The organism is Frankia sp. EI5c (assembly GCF_001636565.1).
Lineage (GTDB): Bacteria > Actinomycetota > Actinomycetes > Frankiales > Frankiaceae > Parafrankia.
This window is the reverse complement of sequence record NZ_LRTK01000019.1, coordinates 147,419-163,730: the sequence shown is the minus strand read 5'-3', so window position 1 is coordinate 163,730 and position 16,312 is coordinate 147,419. Positions and strand designations below refer to the sequence as shown.

The following is a 16,312-nucleotide window of genomic DNA, read 5'->3' as shown; positions in this document are numbered from 1 at the left end:
GGCTGCCACCCATCGGCGGGCCGGACGTCATCTCCCGGCGGGGGCCACCGCTGCCGCCAGTTCCTCGAAGGCAGCCCGGGTTCGCCGGCGCAGACGCTCCCAGGCGACGGGCCGGCAGTCGGTGAGCGCCGGGTCGAACGGGACCGTCACCGTGCGGCGGACCCGCCCGGTCAGCTCGTCAAGCCGCTGGCGGGCGGGACGGGTGAGCCGAGTCGGATAGGTCTCCACCACCGCCAGCAGGGCCGACGGCTGCAGATCCGCTCGCCCGGCCGCGGCCAGGGTGGTGAGGGCGTCATCGGCGGCCGCCAGCTCGGCGTCGCCGGCACGGCACACGACGATCAGCTGGTCACTGTGGGCCAACAGCGTCGCGGGCACCGGCTGGCTCCAGCCCGCCGGCCCATCCGCGATCACCACCGGGAACCAGTGGGCGAGCAGGTCGAGGGCCGCGGCGACCTCCTCTTCGGCCAGACCGGGCGCCGTCAGGTCATGCACGCCCGGGAGCACCTCGAGCCCGCCCGGGCCGTCAACGCTCAGGTAGCGCCGCAGCTCCGTGAGCGACTCCACCGGCGGCCAGGCGCTGACCAGCTCCCGCACACCGGTCCGCCCCGGCCGCAGACCCGCCCGGCGGGCGAGCATGCCGTGCTGGTCCGGGCAGGCGTCGACGGCGACGATCCGAGCGCCGCCGCGGGCGGCGAGGGCCATCCCGAGCCCGGTCGCCACCGTTGTCCGGCCGACACCGCCGCCGAAGCCACCGACCAGGATCCGGCGCGCCCGGCTGGCGGGATGCCGAGGGGAGGCGGAAACAACCGCCGCCGAAGGCACTGGCGCCCGCACGGCCGCCAGCTGGTGCGAGGGCGCCGGAGCCACCTCGCCCCCCACCGGCAGCGCAGCCGCGGCGGGCGCGGCGGGCGCGGCGGGAACCTCGGGCCTCACCGGGAACGCGGGCGGGGGCACAGCCGGGGGCGCGGGCCCAGCCGCGTACGCCGGGTCGGGCCACGCCCCCGGACCCGCGGGTGTCACCGGGACCGAATACGCCGCCGGGCCTGCGTACGCCGCCGGAGCTCCGGGTGCTGCCGGAGGTGCGGGAGCCGCCGGGGGTGCGGACGGCACCCGCCCCGTGGCCGCCGAGGGCAGTGTGGGCAGTGAGCCGAAGGAACCGCCTGGCTCCAGCGGGCGGGCCGGCGCCGCGGCACCGGCCGCCGAGGGCGGTGGCGGTGGCAGCGGTGGTGGCGTGACCTGGGGAACCCAGCCGCCCTCGGCGGCCGACTCCTCAACGTCCCTGGTCTCCGGCCGGATCGGCGAGTCCGCCGAATCGGGAGTGGTGGGCGGCAACGGTCCGGAGTCAGGCCGGACCGCCGGTGGAGGCACCGTGGGGGCGGGCGGGCGCACCGGAGGTGCGGGTGACAGCGCGGGCGGTGCGGGCGGGCCGCCACCCACCGGTCCTCGCCGCTCCGGCTCGGGCCTCGGCGGTCGGGAGCGGCGGCCCTGCCGGCGGCCGACGGTGGCCAGGCCCGGCTGCGACTCCTGCACCATCCGCATGCCCAGCAGGGAGACCGGGCGGGCATCGCCCTCGGCGTCACCCGCCTCGGCGGGGTCGCCTCCCTCATCCGGCGCCAGCTGGCCGGGCTGGGGATCGACGCCGCGATGATCCCAGGCCGCCTCACCGGGCCCGGACGAACCGGAACCGGAACCGGAGCCGGAACCGCGCGGGGGCGTCTCGCCGCCTCCGTCACGTGCCGATCCGTGGCCCGTCACCTGCATGCACCCACCCCATGTGTGTCGACCGTCCGAGAGATCGGCACCGGTGGTGGATCCCCCCGTCCACCACCGGGCCGGCCTGTCGCAACCGGAACCCGCATGAGGTGACGCGTGCGCGGCGGGCCCCCCTCGAACCAGCCACCGCGACCACCTGCGGTCACGGTACGCCCCGGCGGCAGCCCTTCCGCACCGGACCCGGGACCCGCGCGGTCACCGATACGGTTCGAAACCACACTCTCGCGGAAAGTACGACGTCACAAGCCTGACGGGCCGACGCGGAGACGACGCGAGAGTCACAATCGGCAACCGGCCCACCACCGGCCCACATCCGGGCCGCCGAACCCCGGTCAGGCGAGAGCGGCGAGACCTCGCAGGACGACGGCCGTGTCCAGCGCGGCCAGGGTTGCCTCGCGGCCCTTGTCCTCCGCGGAACCGGGCAGCCCCGCACGATCCCTGGCCTGCTCCACGGTGTCGCAGGTCAGCAGGCCGAAGCCGACCGGAACCCCGGAGTCGAGAGTGACCCGGGCGAGACCGTCCGTCACGAACCTGCAGACGTAGTCGAAATGCGGGGTACCGCCGCGGATCACCGCGCCCAGCGCCACCACCGCGTCATGCCGGGCGGCCAGTGCCGCGGCCACCACCGGCAGCTCGACCGCCCCGGACACCCGGACAACGGTGGGGCTGACCGTCACCCCGGTGTCCTTGGCGGCCCGCAGCGCGCCGCCGAGCAGCGCGTCCGTGATCTCCGCGTGCCATCTGGTGGCGACGATCGCCAGCCGCACTCCGCTGCCGTCGGGCAGTTCCTCCGCCGGCGCACCCGCTCCGCTCATCGGGCCTCCTCACAGGCTCGGTCCGCCCAGTCAACGCCCGGCCCGGACCCCGTTACCGACCAGTGGTGCGCCTCGTGTGCCGGACGCACAGCCTCATCCCCGCCGACGGCCAGCGGCAGACCGGGCAGATCGTGGCCCATCCGGTCCCGCTTCGTCGTCAGGTACCGCAGGTTCTCCGGCGTGTGGACGACCGGCAGCCCGATCAGCTCCACGACGCGCAGTCCGTGTAGTTCCAGGCCGACCCGCTTGGTCGGGTTGTTCGACAGCAGCCGCAGCCCCCGCACGCCCAGGTCCAGCAGCATCTGCGCCCCGGTGCCGTACTCCCTGGCATCGGCGGGCAGGCCCAGCGCGAGGTTGGCGTCGACGGTGTCGTGACCGGCGTCCTGGAGCTGGTAGGCCCGCAGCTTGTGCAGCAGGCCGATGCCGCGCCCCTCGTGCCCCCGCACGTACAGCACCACCCCGCGGCCTTCCGCCGCGACCGCCTGCAGAGCGGCGTCGAGCTGGTTGCCGCAGTCGCAGCGCCGGGAGCCGAAGACATCCCCGGTCAGGCACTCACTGTGCACCCTGACCAGGACGTCCTCCCCGTCGCCGATCTCGCCGAGGACCAGGGCGATGTGCTCGACCCCGTCCAGGATGTCCCGATAGCCCACCGCGCGGAAGGCGCCGTAGCGGGTCGGGATCTGGGCTTCNGCCATCCGCTCGACCTGCATCTCCGTCCGGCGGCGGTAGGTGATGAGGTCCGCGATCGAGATGAGCGCCAGGTTGTGCTCACGGGCGAAGACGACCAGCTCCGGCAGGCGGGCCATGGTGCCGTCGTCGTTGACGATCTCGCAGATGGTGCCCGCCGGGCGCAGGCCGGCCAGCCGGGCGAGGTCGACGGCGGCCTCGGTGTGGCCGGGGCGGCGCAGCACTCCGCCCTCCCGTGCGCGCAGCGGGAAGATGTGCCCGGGCCGGGTGAGGTCGCCGGGTGAGGTCGCCGGGTCCGCGAGCAGCCGGATGGTCCGGGCGCGGTCGGCGGCGGAGATGCCGGTGCTGACGCCGGTGCGGGCGTCCACCGAGACGGTGAACGCGGTGCGCATCCGGTCGGTGTTCTGCGGCACCATCTGGTCGAGCTCAAGCCGGTCGACCTCGGCCGGGTCGAGGGGGACGCAGACCACCCCGGCGGTATGACGGATCATGAACGCGAGCAGCTCGGGGGTGGCGGCTTCCGCCGCGAAGATCAGGTCACCCTCGTTCTCGCGGTCCTCGTCGTCGACGACGACAACCGGGCGGCCGGCCGCGATCTCGGCGATGGCCGCCTCGATCGTCGCGAAGGGTGACCGCTCCTCGGCCTCGGCCCCAGCCTCCGGTCGGGCGACGGCATCCCGCGGTCCACTGGCCCGCGGCGCGGGAGCGGCCGGCGTGCCGGGGCCCGCGCCCGTGCCGGTACCTGTGCCCGCCGGGCGGGAGCCGGCCGGTTGAGGGGTGGCCGCGGAGTCGCCGGCCAGGTATGTGGTCATCAATGTGATCCGTTCAGATCCGGGTGAAGCTTCTCGACGTACTTGGCCAGGACGTCGACTTCGATGTTGACCTTGGCCCCTACCCCGCNGGCACCGAGTGTGGTGAGGGCGAGGGTGGTNGGGATGAGGCTGACGGTGAAGCTCGCGGGTTCGCCGTCGGTGGCCGGACGGACGTCCACCACGGTCAGGCTGACCCCGTCGACGGTCACCGAGCCCTTCTCGACGAGGTAACGGTCCAGCCGCGGCGGCAGCGCGATGCGGACGATCTCCCAGTGCTCGGCGGGAGTCCGTTCCAGCACGACACCGACCCCGTCGACGTGGCCCTGCACGAGGTGGCCACCGAGCCGGTCGGAGAGACGGACGGGGCGCTCGAGGTTCACCCGGTCACCCACGGACAACTCGCCGAGCGACGATCTGTTGAGCGTCTCCAGCATCACGTCGGCGGTGAAGGCACCCGCCGGCCCGTCCGGCGGGCGGGCGTAGGAGGTCACCGTCAGGCAGACGCCGTTGACGGCGACGGAAGCGCCGTGCGCCACATCGTCGAGAACATCCCGACACCCGACGGTCAACGACGCGGCGTCCTGCCGCGAGTCGATCGCGGTCACCACGCCGAGTTCTTCGACGATGCCGGTGAACATCCGATCCCGCACCTTCCGGTCCCGGCACCACGTCCAGGACACAGAGGGATCACGCGGGTCAGGGCCGGCGCGGCGGCGCCAACCCACGCCGCGACGACCACGCAACACGCAGTCGGCACGGCGGTGCCCCGCGCGCGTCCTCCCATCCGGACTTTCACCGTCGGTCCTGGAATTCCACCAGGTCAACCGGCCATCACAGGATGGACGGGTCGCGGACTATCACCGCCGGCTCGGATTTCCACCGACCCCGGAGCGCGCGTGCTGTTGTCAGTACGCGGTTAAGTCTGACATACGGACGTGCCGGACGCTCGGGCCGGCGAACGTAATCCCCGTCATCTCACACCCGCCGACAGGCGGGTCAGGGAGCGGTGAGTCGCGGGGCCGCCGCCAGCGCGAGCGACCGCAGCGACTCGATCGCGGCCGCGGGGTCGTCCAGGCCGAACACGGCCGTGCCCGCGACGAAGACGTCCACACCGGCCTCGGCGGACCGTTCGATGGTCTCCCGGTTGACCCCGCCGTCGATCTGGAGCCAGAGGTCCAGGCCCCGCTCGTCGATCAGCCGGCGGGCAGCGGCGATCTTCGGCAGCACCTCGTCCATGAACTTCTGGCCGCCGAAGCCCGGCTCGATGGTCATCAGCAGCAGCAGGTCGAACCGGTGCAGGTCGTCGAGGTAGTGCTCCACCGGGGTCGCCGGCTTGACCGCCAGCCCGGTGCGGGCTCCGGCGGCCCGGATCGCGTCGGTGGTGCGGGCGATGTCGTTCACCGCCTCGGCGTGGATGGTCACGTTCGACGCGCCCCGCTCGGCAAACCCGGGTGCCCAGCGGTCCGGGTCGTCGATCATCAGGTGACAGTCCAGTGGAGTGTCCGTCACCTTGCGCAGGGCTTCCACCGTGTCCGGCGAGAAGGCCAGGTTGGGGACGAAGTGGTAGTCCATGACATCGACGTGCAGCCAGTCCGCGTGCCCGGCCACGGCGAGCGCCGAGTCGGCGATCCGCCCGAAGTCGGCGGCGAGCATGCTGGGATAGATCTGCGCGAGTGCCACGCCCGCGAGCGTATCGAGCGGTTCCGGCAGTCGTGCCGGCGCTGTGAGGAGCACCCCGTTCCACCGTCCGCCGCGTGCACCGCCGGCGTCCGCCGCGTGCGCCCGCCGGCCGGCCCCGGTCAGTCGCCCCCGCGCCGCAGCAACGCGAGGAACATCGCGTCGGTGCCGTGCAGGTGCGGCCAGAGCTGGACGAACGGGCCCGCCCCGAGGCCGTCGGCGGCGCCGAGGCCCTCAGCGCCGAGAGTCCCGGCGCCGAGGTCGGCGAGCGCCGGGGAACGGCGCGCGTCCAGGACGGAGATGTCCGCGCGCTGCCTCGCGACGGCGTTGACCACCTCGGAGGTCTCCTCCGGGTGCGGCGAGCAGGTCACATAGGCGACCACGCCGCCGGGCCGCACCAGGTCCAGTGCGGCGACCAGCAGCTGCCGCTGCAGCGGCACCAGGGTCGTCACGTCTGCCGGGGTACGCCGCCAGCGCGCCTCGGGGCGCCGGCGCAGGGCACCGAGACCTGAGCAGGGGACGTCCACCAGGACCCGGTCGGCCGCTCCCGGCCGCAGCGGTGGGAACCGGCCGTCCGCGCGAACGGTGCCGGCGGCCCGAAAGCCCGCCAGTGACGCGGCCACCAGGCCGGCGCGGGCCGCCCGAGGCTCCATGGCGAGCAGCCTGCCCACGGCCGGGCGCTGTTCACCGGCCGGCCGGCCGCCAGGCCCCCCGCCGCCGCCCGGCACCGGTTCGGTGGCCAGCAGCGCGGCGAGCAGGGCGGCCTTCCCGCCGGGGCCGGCGCACAGGTCCACCGTCAGTCCGCTGTCCCGCCCGGACGTCGGGACGGCCGCCAGCGCGAGGGTGACGAGCTGGCTGCCCTCGTCCTGCACGGCGGCGTCGCCCGAGATGACCGCGGGCAGGATCCCCGGGTCACCGCCATCCAGGTGGACGGCGTGCGGTGACCAGGGCCCGCGGTGTGCTCGCAGGCCCACCTCGGCGGCCTGCGCGACCAGTTCGTCAGCGCTGATCCGCCCCGGCCGGGCGACCAGGTGGACGCCTGGCCGGGTGTCGTTGGCGGCCAGCGCCGCCCGGGCACCCGCCACGTCGCCGCCGAGCGCCTCCAGCACGACCTCCACGATCCAACGCGGGTGCGCGGAGACCGCCGCGAGATGCCCGGCCGGGTCGAGGTCGACGTCCGGGGCGGACAGGAGCAGCGCGAGGTCACCGGCGGTCTCCTCGATCCGCGCGGCGACCCGCCGCAGCACCGCGTTCGCGAACCGCACGGGGCGCTCCCCGCAGGTGGCCCGGACCAGGTCGACCGTGGACGCCACCGCCGCGCGGGCGGGCACCCTCGTCGACAGCAGCTGGTAGGCGCCGAGGCGCAGCGCGTCTCGCACCGGCGGGTCCACCGTGTCCACGGGACGGCTCGTGACGGTGCCGAGCACCCCGTCCAGCATGCCCTGGGCCCGCAGCGAACCGTAGGTCAGTTCGGTGGCCAGCCCTCGGTCACGGGAGGAGAGCCGGCGCCCGGCCATCAGTGCCGGCAACATGAGGTTCGCGTAGGCGCCCCGCTCGTCGACCGCGCGCAGCACCTCCCAGGCGAGCAGGCGCGCCGGGTCCGCGCCGCGCCGTGGCGCCGACGTGCTCACGCGAACGCCTCGCCCGCACCCGGGCGCAGGCCACGGATCCAGTCGGCGGCCGGCATGGCGCCCCGGCCCTCGGGCCGGACCTCGCCGAGAACGACCGGCACGGTTCCCGTACCGACAAGCACGCTTCCGGGCTCGGGCACCGCGATTCGGCCAGGCGGCAGCGGGTCGGCCGGGGAGGCCGATCCGAGCCGCACCGGGCCGAGCTTCACCCGCCGGCCGCGCAGGGTCGTCCAGGCGCCCGGAGCCGGGGTGGCCGCCCGCACGAGCCGGTCGACCGCCGGCGCGGGCACCGACCAGTCGACGCGAACGTCGTCGACCGTGAGCTTCGGGGCGAACGAGACGCCGTCGGCCGGCTGCGGACGGGCCTCGACCGTGCCGTCCTCGATGCCGTCCAGCACCGCCACGAGCAGCCGGGCCCCGGCGGTCGCCAGCCGGTCGAGCAGGTCACCGGAGGTGTCGGTGGGACGGATGCGCTCGGTGAGCACGCCGTATACCGGGCCGGAGTCCATCGCCAGCTCGATCTGGAACACACTGGCACCGGTGACGTCGTCCCCGGCGAGGACCGACCGCTGCACGGGCGCTGCCCCCCGGTAGGCGGGCAGCAGCGAGAAGTGCAGGTTGACCCAGCCATGCTTGGGGATGTCCAGCGCGGGCGCGGGCAGCAGCGCACCGAAGGCGACGACCGGGCAGCAGTCCGGGGCGATCTCGGCCAGCCGCTCCAGGAAGTCGGGATCACCCGCCCTGACCGGCGTCAGCACCTCGATGCCATGCCCGCCCGCCAGTTCCCGCACCGGCGACGGGCGAACCTGCCGGCCCCGGCCGGCGGGTCGGTCGGGCCGGGTCACCACGCCCACCACCTCGTGCCGCGGTGAGTCCAGAAGCGCGCGCAGGCTTGGCAGCGCGACCTCCGGAGTACCGGCGAAGACAAGACGCATGACCGCAACAGCTCCTCAGCGCCGGTCCCGGGCCGGATCCGCGGCCGCCGATCCGATCGTCCCGACTATCATCACGATCATCGATGTCGCCGCGGACCCGATCGTGGTACCCACCGCGGTGCCGACCACCGAGCCGCCCGCCATCGCGCCGACGACGGCCACGACGACGATCTTTCCTCGCAGGCTCAGCGCCCTCGGCCGAACAGCGGGTGCGGCGAGACCTTCACCGTGGGTTTCGGCTCGTTGGCCCACTCCGCCTCGCGGATCGCCTTCATCGCCGCACGCTTCGTCTCCTTGTCGAGGCGGTCGATGAAGAGGATCCCGTCCAGGTGATCGGTCTCGTGTTGCAGGCACCGGGACAGGATGCCACTGCCNTCGATCGTCACCGGGTCACCGTGGACGTTCTGCCCCACCGCCAGGACGCGCTCGGGACGGCGCAGGTCGAACGCCAACCCGGGAAGGGACAGACATCCCTCCTCGCCGTCCATCATCTCCTCGCTGAACGGCCCGAGCACCGGATTGATCAGGTGACCGACCTCGTCGGAGTCGTCCAGATAGGTGAAGACACGCAGGGAAACCCCGAGCTGGGGGGCGGCGAGCCCGACGCCGCCGGCCTCGCGCATCGTGTCGGCGAGGTCGTCGACCAGACGGCGCAGCTCCCGGTCGAAGGTCGCGACCGGGTCCGCGACCGTGCGCAGCACCGGATCCCCCAACAGGCGGATGTCACGGACGGACACAGCCACTCCAAGAAATGTCGTCACCCGACCGGCAGCGGTCCGATGAGCTAAGCCTCTGGCCCATGCTACGGGGTCACCCGGATAGCTATCCGCTCAGCCGATCATCAGCGGATCAAGCTGGACACGCACCCGGCCGGCGCGGCGGGCGTCGAGCGTGCCGCGGGCGGCCCGCAGCGCACGCGCCAGATCGGCGCCCTGCTCCCGCCGAACCCGGATGATCAGCCGTTCGGGTTCCTCTCCCAGCTCGTGCTCCCCGCCCACGGCGGGTTCCTCGGGTGCCGCCCGGGCGCCGCCGCCCGACCGCCGTGCCCCGCCGCCGGCGGCCCGGCCCGTCACCGGTGCCGGTACCGGGCCGAGCACCTCGGACCCTGCCGGCAGGCTGGCGGCGGCCAACAGGTCGTTCAGCGCTCCCGGGGTGCCGTCGACGGCAGCGATCCGGCTCGCCGGCGGGAAGCCGAGCGCGGCGCGCTCCTCCGCCTCGCGCCCGACGAAGAGCGCCGGGTCCCAGCGCACGAGGGCCTGGACGGGACCGAGGCCGAGGTCGGCCGCCACCACCACGAGCCCGCCGGCCGCCGCCGGCCGGGCGAGCGCGGCCGCCGCCAGCCACCTACGCAGGGTCTCCTCCCCCGCCCGCAGATCGGGCCGGCCGAGCAGCGCCCAGCCGTCCAGCAGGAGCACCGCGCCGTAGCCGCCGGACGCGACCGGCTCGGCGCCCGGTGTCGCGATGACGAGAGCCGGCTCGGCCGGAACCGTCGCCAGCACCGCGTCCCGCCCCGACGTGCGCACGGGCACGCCGGGAAAGGCCCGCCCCAGCTCCTCCGCCGTCCGACGGTCGCCGGTCACCGCGGCCCTCAGCTCGCCACCGCCGCAGTTGCGGCACCGCCAGCCACTCCCGGGACGTCCCCCGGGACGTCCCGGGGCGGCCCCGGGTCCGTCCGGACGCGGGACCGGCCGGCCGCACCACCGGCATGCCAGCGCCGCCGTCGCGGAGACCCGCCCGAGCGGGCCGGAGCAGCTCCGGCACCGCGCTGGACGGCGGCACCGCGCGCAGGAGATCGACGGGTGGTAGCCGCGCCGGGGCACCTGGACGAGAACCGGGCTGCCGGCGCCGAGGGCGGCCCGCGCGGACCGCACCGCGAGCGAGGGCAGCCGGGCGGCCCGGGCCGCGGGGTCGATCGACGCCTCGAAGTCCGAGCCGACCGGCTCGACCCGTGGTGCCAGCCGGCGCACGGCCTCGCGGGTGGCGGCGAGCCGGCCGGCCCAGCCGACCCGGACCAGCGCCTCGGCCTCCACCGACGGGGAGTGACCACCGATCAGTACCGCGCAGCGCTCCTGCTGAGCCCGCAACACCGCGACGTCCCGGGTGTGCGGGTAGGGGGCACGCGGCTCGGCGTGCAGGTCGTCACCGTCGTCCCACACCACCAGCAGCCCGAGGTCCGCGACGGGCGCGAAGACCGCCGCCCGGGTGCCCACCACCACCCTGGCCTCGCCGCGCCGCACGGCGAGGAAACGCCGGTACCGCTCCTGCGGCCCGAGATCGGCGCGCAGTACCAGCGGTACCGGCGCCACCGGCGCCACCGGCTCCTGCTGCGGCTGCGGAGGCAGCGGCGCGGACGATCCGGAGGGCATTCCGGGCATTCCGGGCGCCGCGGGCACCACGGCCTCCAGCGCCGCGGCGACTCGGTCGGCATCCCGGTGGTCGGGAACGACGACGAGTGCCCCGCGGCCCGCGGCGACCGTCGCCGCGACCGCCGAGGCGATCATCCCAGGCCAGGCGGGTCCGGGGGGTGCCCACCAGATCGCCCGCGGCGACGCGCCACCCGCGAGCGCGGCCAGGAAGGCCGGACCATCCGCGCAGGTCGACCAGGTGTCGTCGCCCGGGATCGGTTCACCCGGGCCGCCGGAGCCGGGAGCCGTGGTCACGGCCGGCTGCACCGGCGCCTTCTCCGCGCGGGCATGCCGGGGCGGGATCGCCAGCCGCAGCACGTCGGCCATGGTGCCCGCATAGCGATCGGCGACGGCCCGGGCCAGCCGGGCGATCGCCGGCGAGAGCACCGGCTCCGGGGAGACCGACCTGGCCAGCGGGGCGAGCCGCCCCTCATGGTCGGACCGCGCGCACCGCTCCAGCACGATTCCGTCCACGAGGCGCCCCGCGAAGCGGACCCGCACCCGCGAGCCCGCGACGACGTCGGCCGCCAGGGCGGCCGGGACGAGGTAGTCGAACGGGCGGTCGAGATGGACGAGCGGCGTGTCGACCACGACCCGGGCCACGGGCAGCTCGTCGGCGGCCACCACCGCACCCGGATCCCGCGCGGCCGCCGGGCGTGCGCGGCGGGCCCCGGCCGGGCCCGCGGGCCTCCCGCGGGACCCCGGGCCGGCGGCGGACCTGGCCGCCTGGCGGGGCCGGACCCGCGACGGCCGGGGTGAGCCGCCCGCGCCGTCGCCACCGTCGCCATCGCCGACACCATCGCCGCCGTCGAGGCCCGGGATCACCGCGCTCGGGTCGTCCATGCCGCATTCGTACCAGCCGAGTGGGCGCGGATCGGACCGCGGGCGGCTCTGGCCCGGTGGCGGATCACCGGACGGTCACGGAACATCAGACAGCACGGAACATCAGACAGCGCGGAACCATCAGACAGCGCGGAACCATCAGACAGCGCGGAACATCGGACGTCCGGCGGACGGCGGACGTCCGACCCGCGGCCGGAAACGGCGACAGCCGCGGCGCCGGGCGGGAGGCAGCTCGTGCTGCGTCCCAGCCGATGCCGCGGCTGTCCGCGGATGGCTGCCCAGGGGGGCTCAGCAGGCCTGCCTGCCCGTCCTGGAGGCATCCGGAGTCAGAACCCCCTCGGATCAGCCCTTGACCGCGGCCGCGAGGGCCTCGGCGCGGGAGGTGGACTCCCAGGTGAAGTCGAGCTCGGGGCGGCCGAAGTGGCCGTAGGCAGCCGTCTGCGCGTAGATCGGGCGCAGCAGGTCGAGGTCGCGGACGATGGCGGCCGGCCGCAGGTCGAAGACCTCGGTGACCGCGTCCTGGATCTGGGCGTCCGGCACGGTGCCCGTCCCGAAGGTCTCGACGAACAGGCCGACCGGGTGAGCCTTGCCGATCGCGTAGGCGACCTGCACCTCGCAGCGGCTGGCCAGGCCGGCGGCCACCACGTTCTTGGCGACCCAGCGCATCGCGTAGGCGGCCGACCGGTCGACCTTGGACGGGTCCTTGCCCGAGAAGGCGCCACCGCCGTGGCGGGCGTAGCCACCGTAGGTGTCGACAATGATCTTGCGGCCGGTGAGGCCGGCGTCGCCCATCGGGCCGCCGATCTCGAAACGCCCGGTCGGGTTCACCAGCAGGCGGCGACCCTCGGTGGCGATCTCCAGCAGCGCCAGCTCGGGCTCGACCACGTACTCGGCGATGTCGGGCGCGAGCAGGGTGTCGAGGTCGATGTCGGCAGCGTGCTGCGAGGAGACGACCACCGTGTCGAGCCGGACGGGCTTGCCGTCCTCGTACTCGATGGTCACCTGGGTCTTGCCGTCCGGCCGCAGGTAGCCCACCTGGCCGTCCTTGCGGACCGCGGAGAGCCGACGGGCGAGGCGGTGGGCCAGCGCGATCGGCAGCGGCATCAGCTCGGGGGTCTCGTCGCAGGCGAAGCCGAACATCAGGCCCTGGTCGCCGGCGCCCTGACGGTCGAGGTCGTCCTCGGTGCCCTCGACCCGTGCCTCGTGCGCCGTGTCGACGCCCTGGGCGATGTCCGGCGACTGCGCGCCGATGGACACGCTCACACCGCAGGACGCGCCGTCGAAGCCCTTCTTGGAGGAGTCGTAGCCGATCTCCAGGATCCGCTCACGGACCACCGAGGCGATGTCAACGTAGGTCTTGGTGGTCACCTCACCGGCGACGTGCACCTGGCCGGTCGTGATCAGTGTTTCCACCGCGACCCGGGACTTCGGGTCGTCCTTGAGCATCGCATCGAGAATAGAGTCGCTGATCTGGTCAGCGATCTTGTCCGGGTGCCCTTCCGTGACGGACTCGGACGTGAAAAGGCGCGTCGCCACTGGACTACCCCCTGGGGAGATCAGGACTGATACCAGCGCAGTTTACCGAGCCTCGCTCAGCGATACCCGCACTGCCCGGATCGCACTCATCCGAGCAGAGCGGTCACCCGATCAAGTATGCGGTGGGCGAGCAGGTCCTTGCTCATCAGCGGGATCTCGACGGCCCCGCCGGCCTGGTCGAGCAGCACAGCGCTGTTCTGCTCCACCTCGAACCCGAGCCCGGCCCCCACCTGGTTCACCACCAGCAGGTCCACCGGCTTGCGGGCCAGCTTCGCCCGGGCGAGGTCCAGCACCCCCGCGTCTGGGGCTCCCGTCTCGGCCGCGAAGCCGACCAGCACCTGCCCGGGGCGCCGGTCGCCGACGAGCTCCGCGAGCACGTCGGGATTACGGGCCAGGGCGATGCTCTCGGGCGCCCCGGCCTCCTTCTTGATCTTGTACTGATGCTCCGTCGCGGGCCGGAAGTCGGCGACGGCGGCGGCCATGATGACCACCTCGGCCGCCGCGGCGTGCCCGTGCACGGCGGCCCGGAGCTCGGCGGCCGACCCCACCCGCAGGGTGGTCGCCCCGGCGACGTCCGGCAGCGCGACGTTGGCCGCGACCATGGTGACCGCGGCGCCCCGAGCCACCGCGGCGCGGGCCAGCGCGTAGCCCTGCCGGCCGCTGGAGGCGTTCCCGAGGAACCGCACCGGGTCGAGGTACTCCCGGGTGCCACCGGCGGTGACGAGCAGGTGCCGGCCGGCCAGGTCCGGCCGCAGCGCGGCCCCGCGGGCAAGCACAGCCCTGGCGACCGCGGCGATCTCGACCGGGTCCGGCAGCCGGCCGGGACCCGAGTCGGCACCGGTCAGCCGGCCGACGGCCGGTTCCAGGACGACGGCACCGCGCTCCCGCAGGAGTGCCACGTTCGCCCGGGTCGCCGCGTGCTGCCACATCTCGGTGTGCATCGCCGGCGCGAAGACCACCGGGCAGGTGGCGGTGAGCAGGGTGCCGGTGAGCAGGTCGTCCGCCCGCCCGGCGGCGGCCCGCGCCATCAGGTCCGCGGTGGCCGGCACGACCAGCACGAGGTCGGCCGCGCGCCCCACCCGGACGTNGGCGACATCCTCGGCGTCGGAGAACAGGTCGGTGGAGACCGGCTGGCCGGACAGCGCCGCCCAGGTGACCTCGCCGACGAACCGCAGCGCCGCGGCCGTCGGCACGACCCGCACCTCGTGCCCGGTCTCGGTCAGCTGGCGCAGGACCTCGACCGCCTTGTACGAGGCGATGCCGCCGGACACCCCGAGGACCACCCTGGGCCGCCTGCCGGCCTCGGCCGGCGCCGGTGGCGGCGTGGATGCTGCGGCGAGGTCACCCACGGCCCACCGCCAGACCGCGCGCGTGGGCCCGTGTCACCCGGGACACCCGAGAGCCAACCGGCTCAGGAGACGGGGGGCAGCGGGTCGGTGATCGTCTCGTGGGTCAGCAGGCCCGAGTTGATCTCGCGGAGCGCGATCGACAACGGCTTCTCCTGGGCGCTGGTCGTCTCGACCAGCGGGCCGACGTACTCCAGGAGGCCCTCACCGAGCTGGGAGTAGTAGGCGTTGATCTGCCGGGCACGCTTCGCCGCGTAGATGACGAGGCTGTACTTGGAGTCGGTAGCCTCGAGCAGCTCGTCGATCGGCGGGTTGGTGATGCCCTCAGGCTGGGCGACGGTACCGGACACGGTGTCCTTCCGGTTGGGCGGTGGGGCGGCGCGAGGCCGCGCCGTGGATGGCGCGTGCCCGGCCCTTCTGCCGGCCTCACCGGAGTGAGGAGGCTGCCGGTCACACTTCCGCGGTCACACTAGTGTGACGAGCTGGTCATCAACCTTACCAACCGCTCCGCGGCGGTCGTGACCTCGTCGTTGACGATGACCTCGTCGAACTCGGTCTCGGCGGCCAGTTCGATGCGGGCCCGGTCGAGGCGCCGCCTGATCACGTCGCCGTCCTCGGTCCCCCGCCCGGTGAGACGCCGCACCAGCTCGTCCCAGGTGGGCGGGGCGAGGAAGACGAATCGCGCGTCCGGCAGCGCGGACCGCACCTGCCGGGCGCCCTGGAGCTCGATCTCCAGCAGGCAGGGCGCGCCGGCCGCGATCCGCTCCTCCAGGGGCCTCCGGGGCGTGCCGTAGGCGTGCCCGGCGAACATCGCGTGCTCGACGAACTCGCCGACCTTGACCATGTGAGCGAACTCCTCGGCGTCGACGAAATGGTATTCGACGCCATCGGTCTCACCGGGGCGCGGCGCCCGCGTCGTCACACTGACGGACACCCAGATCTCAGGGTGCAGCCGGCGGACGGCGGCGACGATCGTGCCCTTGCCCACTCCGGACGGCCCCGACAGCACGGTCAGTCCCATTCCGACACCTTAGAGCGCGGCGGCTGGGAGGCGCAGGTCCGGCTGCGGCACGTGAGCCGCCGGCCGCGGCCGGTCCTGAGCACTCCGGCATCAGCACGGCGTCCTGCCGCCAGCCGACGTCCAGCCAACGTCAGCCAACGGAGGATCGTCAGCAACATGCCATCAAAGTATGGGTTCCCGCACTCACCTCGGTGGTATGCGGGAGCCCATTGGAACCCGGCCGGGTAGTCGGACGGATGACACCCGACCGGCGCGCCAATCAGACGCGGTTCGTGCTGTCACCGCGCCTGGGACGACAGCTGCTCCCAGGCTTTCGACGAGAACACACCCCGCCTCCAGCCGGCGATTGAGCGACCCAGCGATTTCGCGACGCAATGAACGACCACCGCGCCGGAACGTGTCGAGCCACCTGACCTCAACACCTTCGGGCGATGCCCGTCACGGGCCGTTACCACTCATCGATGGGAACGGCGTCACGTCACGTCACGCTCATCGCTCACGCGCCGGCGCCGAACTCCTCCAGGAGTGCGGCACGCTGCTTGGCCCCGAGCCCGCGCAGTCTGCGGGTCGGGCTGATACCGAGTCGCTCCCGGATCTTCTGGGCCCGAACTCGGCCCACTCCCGGAAGCGACTCCAGAACCGCGGAAACCTTCATCTTGCCGACGACCTCATCGCCATCCGCCAGCTCCAGAACGGCGGCAAGACTGATCTCCCCCTTCTTCAACCGCTCCTTGAGTTCGGCGCGCTGCTTACGAGCCAGCGCGGCTTTCTCGAGGGCGGCGGCCCTCTGCTCGGGCGTCAGGGGCGGCAGGGTCACGGGTACGCCTCCTC

At 74.1% G+C, this 16,312-nt stretch carries 15 protein-coding genes, 4 pseudogenes and 1 riboswitch; all 19 genes and pseudogenes read right to left on the bottom strand.

The genetic code is table 11. The features are described 5' to 3' along the window. Nucleotides 1–27: 27 nt before the first annotated feature. The 19 genes and pseudogenes from UG55_RS28445 to mihF all read right to left on the bottom strand — a co-directional run bounded on the left by UG55_RS28445 (nt 28) and on the right by mihF (nt 16,298). Complete coding sequence (locus UG55_RS28445; RefSeq protein WP_066066936.1) at nt 28–1,761, bottom strand: cellulose synthase operon protein YhjQ/BcsQ; 1,734 nt, start codon at nt 1,759–1,761, stop codon at nt 28–30. A 344-nt stretch (nt 1,762–2,105) separates the two neighbouring features. Continuing rightward, nucleotides 2,106–2,588, bottom strand: coding sequence for a 6,7-dimethyl-8-ribityllumazine synthase (gene ribH / locus UG55_RS11685; protein WP_066066935.1), 483 nt, complete (start codon nt 2,586–2,588; stop codon nt 2,106–2,108). Then, nucleotides 2,585–3,277: pseudogene (gene ribA / locus UG55_RS35675) on the bottom strand (GTP cyclohydrolase II); the annotation flags it as partial. The gene ribH and the pseudogene ribA, both read right to left, overlap by 4 nt. A 1-nt stretch (nt 3,278) precedes the next feature. Continuing rightward, nucleotides 3,279–4,087, bottom strand: an 809-nt coding sequence (gene ribB, locus UG55_RS35670; RefSeq protein ID WP_242424181.1) for a 3,4-dihydroxy-2-butanone-4-phosphate synthase, incomplete at its 3' end; no start/stop codon positions are given. Continuing rightward, a pseudogene (locus UG55_RS35665) lies at nt 4,087–4,175 on the bottom strand (riboflavin synthase); the annotation flags it as partial. The pseudogene UG55_RS35665 and the gene ribB, both read right to left, overlap by 1 nt. A 32-nt stretch (nt 4,176–4,207) precedes the next feature. Then, nucleotides 4,208–4,725 (bottom strand): riboflavin synthase (locus UG55_RS11675; RefSeq protein WP_242424180.1); only part of this gene is annotated, 518 nt, incomplete at its 3' end. Nucleotides 4,726–4,855: 130 nt separating this feature from the next. Next, nucleotides 4,856–4,985: riboswitch (FMN riboswitch) on the bottom strand. 98 nt (nt 4,986–5,083) lie between these two features. Further along, nucleotides 5,084–5,767: a ribulose-phosphate 3-epimerase gene (rpe, locus tag UG55_RS11670; protein ID WP_066067012.1), complete on the bottom strand. Its 684-nt coding sequence runs from the start codon at nt 5,765–5,767 to the stop codon at nt 5,084–5,086. A 119-nt stretch (nt 5,768–5,886) separates the two neighbouring features. Then, on the bottom strand, nt 5,887–7,395 hold the full coding sequence (locus tag UG55_RS11665) for an RsmB/NOP family class I SAM-dependent RNA methyltransferase (RefSeq protein WP_066066928.1): 1,509 nt from the start codon (nt 7,393–7,395) through the stop codon (nt 5,887–5,889). Next, nucleotides 7,392–8,330, bottom strand: a complete 939-nt coding sequence (fmt, locus tag UG55_RS11660; protein ID WP_066066926.1) for a methionyl-tRNA formyltransferase — start codon at nt 8,328–8,330, stop codon at nt 7,392–7,394. Before fmt ends, UG55_RS11665 begins: the two co-directional genes overlap by 4 nt. Nucleotides 8,331–8,345: 15 nt before the next feature. Then, the gene (locus UG55_RS29105; RefSeq protein WP_157901506.1) at nt 8,346–8,492 is read right to left on the bottom strand and encodes a hypothetical protein; all 147 of its coding nucleotides are present in this window, start codon (nt 8,490–8,492) and stop codon (nt 8,346–8,348) included. A 23-nt stretch (nt 8,493–8,515) separates the two neighbouring features. Further along, nucleotides 8,516–8,704, bottom strand: a pseudogene (locus tag UG55_RS35655) (peptide deformylase); the annotation flags it as partial. A gap of 1 nt (nt 8,705) precedes the next feature. Continuing rightward, a partial coding sequence (locus tag UG55_RS35650; protein WP_396230876.1) for a peptide deformylase occupies nt 8,706–9,067 on the bottom strand: 362 nt, incomplete at its 3' end. A gap of 93 nt (nt 9,068–9,160) precedes the next feature. After that, entirely contained in the window at nt 9,161–11,578 is a 2,418-nt protein-coding gene (locus UG55_RS11650) for a primosomal protein N' (RefSeq protein ID WP_066066924.1), read from the bottom strand. 342 nt (nt 11,579–11,920) lie between these two features. Continuing rightward, nucleotides 11,921–13,114 carry a methionine adenosyltransferase gene (gene metK, locus UG55_RS11645; protein WP_066066921.1) on the bottom strand — a complete coding sequence of 398 codons (1,194 nt, stop codon included), beginning with the start codon at nt 13,112–13,114 and terminating at the stop codon, nt 11,921–11,923. 86 nt (nt 13,115–13,200) lie between these two features. Beyond that, a pseudogene (coaBC, locus tag UG55_RS11640) lies at nt 13,201–14,201 on the bottom strand (bifunctional phosphopantothenoylcysteine decarboxylase/phosphopantothenate--cysteine ligase CoaBC); the annotation flags it as partial. A gap of 1 nt (nt 14,202) precedes the next feature. Then, nucleotides 14,203–14,463 (bottom strand): flavoprotein (locus UG55_RS35645; protein WP_304440404.1); only part of this gene is annotated, 261 nt, incomplete at its 3' end. Between the two features lie 62 nt (nt 14,464–14,525). Beyond that, complete coding sequence (gene rpoZ, locus UG55_RS11635) at nt 14,526–14,810, bottom strand: DNA-directed RNA polymerase subunit omega (protein ID WP_018503033.1); 285 nt, start codon at nt 14,808–14,810, stop codon at nt 14,526–14,528. Between the two features lie 119 nt (nt 14,811–14,929). Beyond that, nucleotides 14,930–15,481 (bottom strand): guanylate kinase, encoded by a 552-nt coding sequence (gene gmk, locus UG55_RS11630; RefSeq protein ID WP_066066916.1) that lies wholly within the window; start codon nt 15,479–15,481, stop codon nt 14,930–14,932. Nucleotides 15,482–15,977: 496 nt separating this feature from the next. Continuing rightward, nucleotides 15,978–16,298: an integration host factor, actinobacterial type gene (gene mihF / locus UG55_RS11625; protein WP_006540116.1), complete on the bottom strand. Its 321-nt coding sequence runs from the start codon at nt 16,296–16,298 to the stop codon at nt 15,978–15,980. Nucleotides 16,299–16,312: the final 14 nt, after the last annotated feature.

Coding starts and splice junctions, on each gene's coding strand:
- UG55_RS28445 (WP_066066936.1), bottom strand. CDS start 1,761: ATGCAGGTGACGGGCCACGGATCGGCACGTGACGGAGGCGGCGAGACG.
- ribH (WP_066066935.1), bottom strand. CDS start 2,588: ATGAGCGGAGCGGGTGCGCCGGCGGAGGAACTGCCCGACGGCAGCGGA.
- fmt (WP_066066926.1), bottom strand. CDS start 8,330: ATGCGTCTTGTCTTCGCCGGTACTCCGGAGGTCGCGCTGCCAAGCCTG.
- UG55_RS11650 (WP_066066924.1), bottom strand. CDS start 11,578: ATGGACGACCCGAGCGCGGTGATCCCGGGCCTCGACGGCGGCGATGGT.
- gmk (WP_066066916.1), bottom strand. CDS start 15,481: ATGGGACTGACCGTGCTGTCGGGGCCGTCCGGAGTGGGCAAGGGCACG.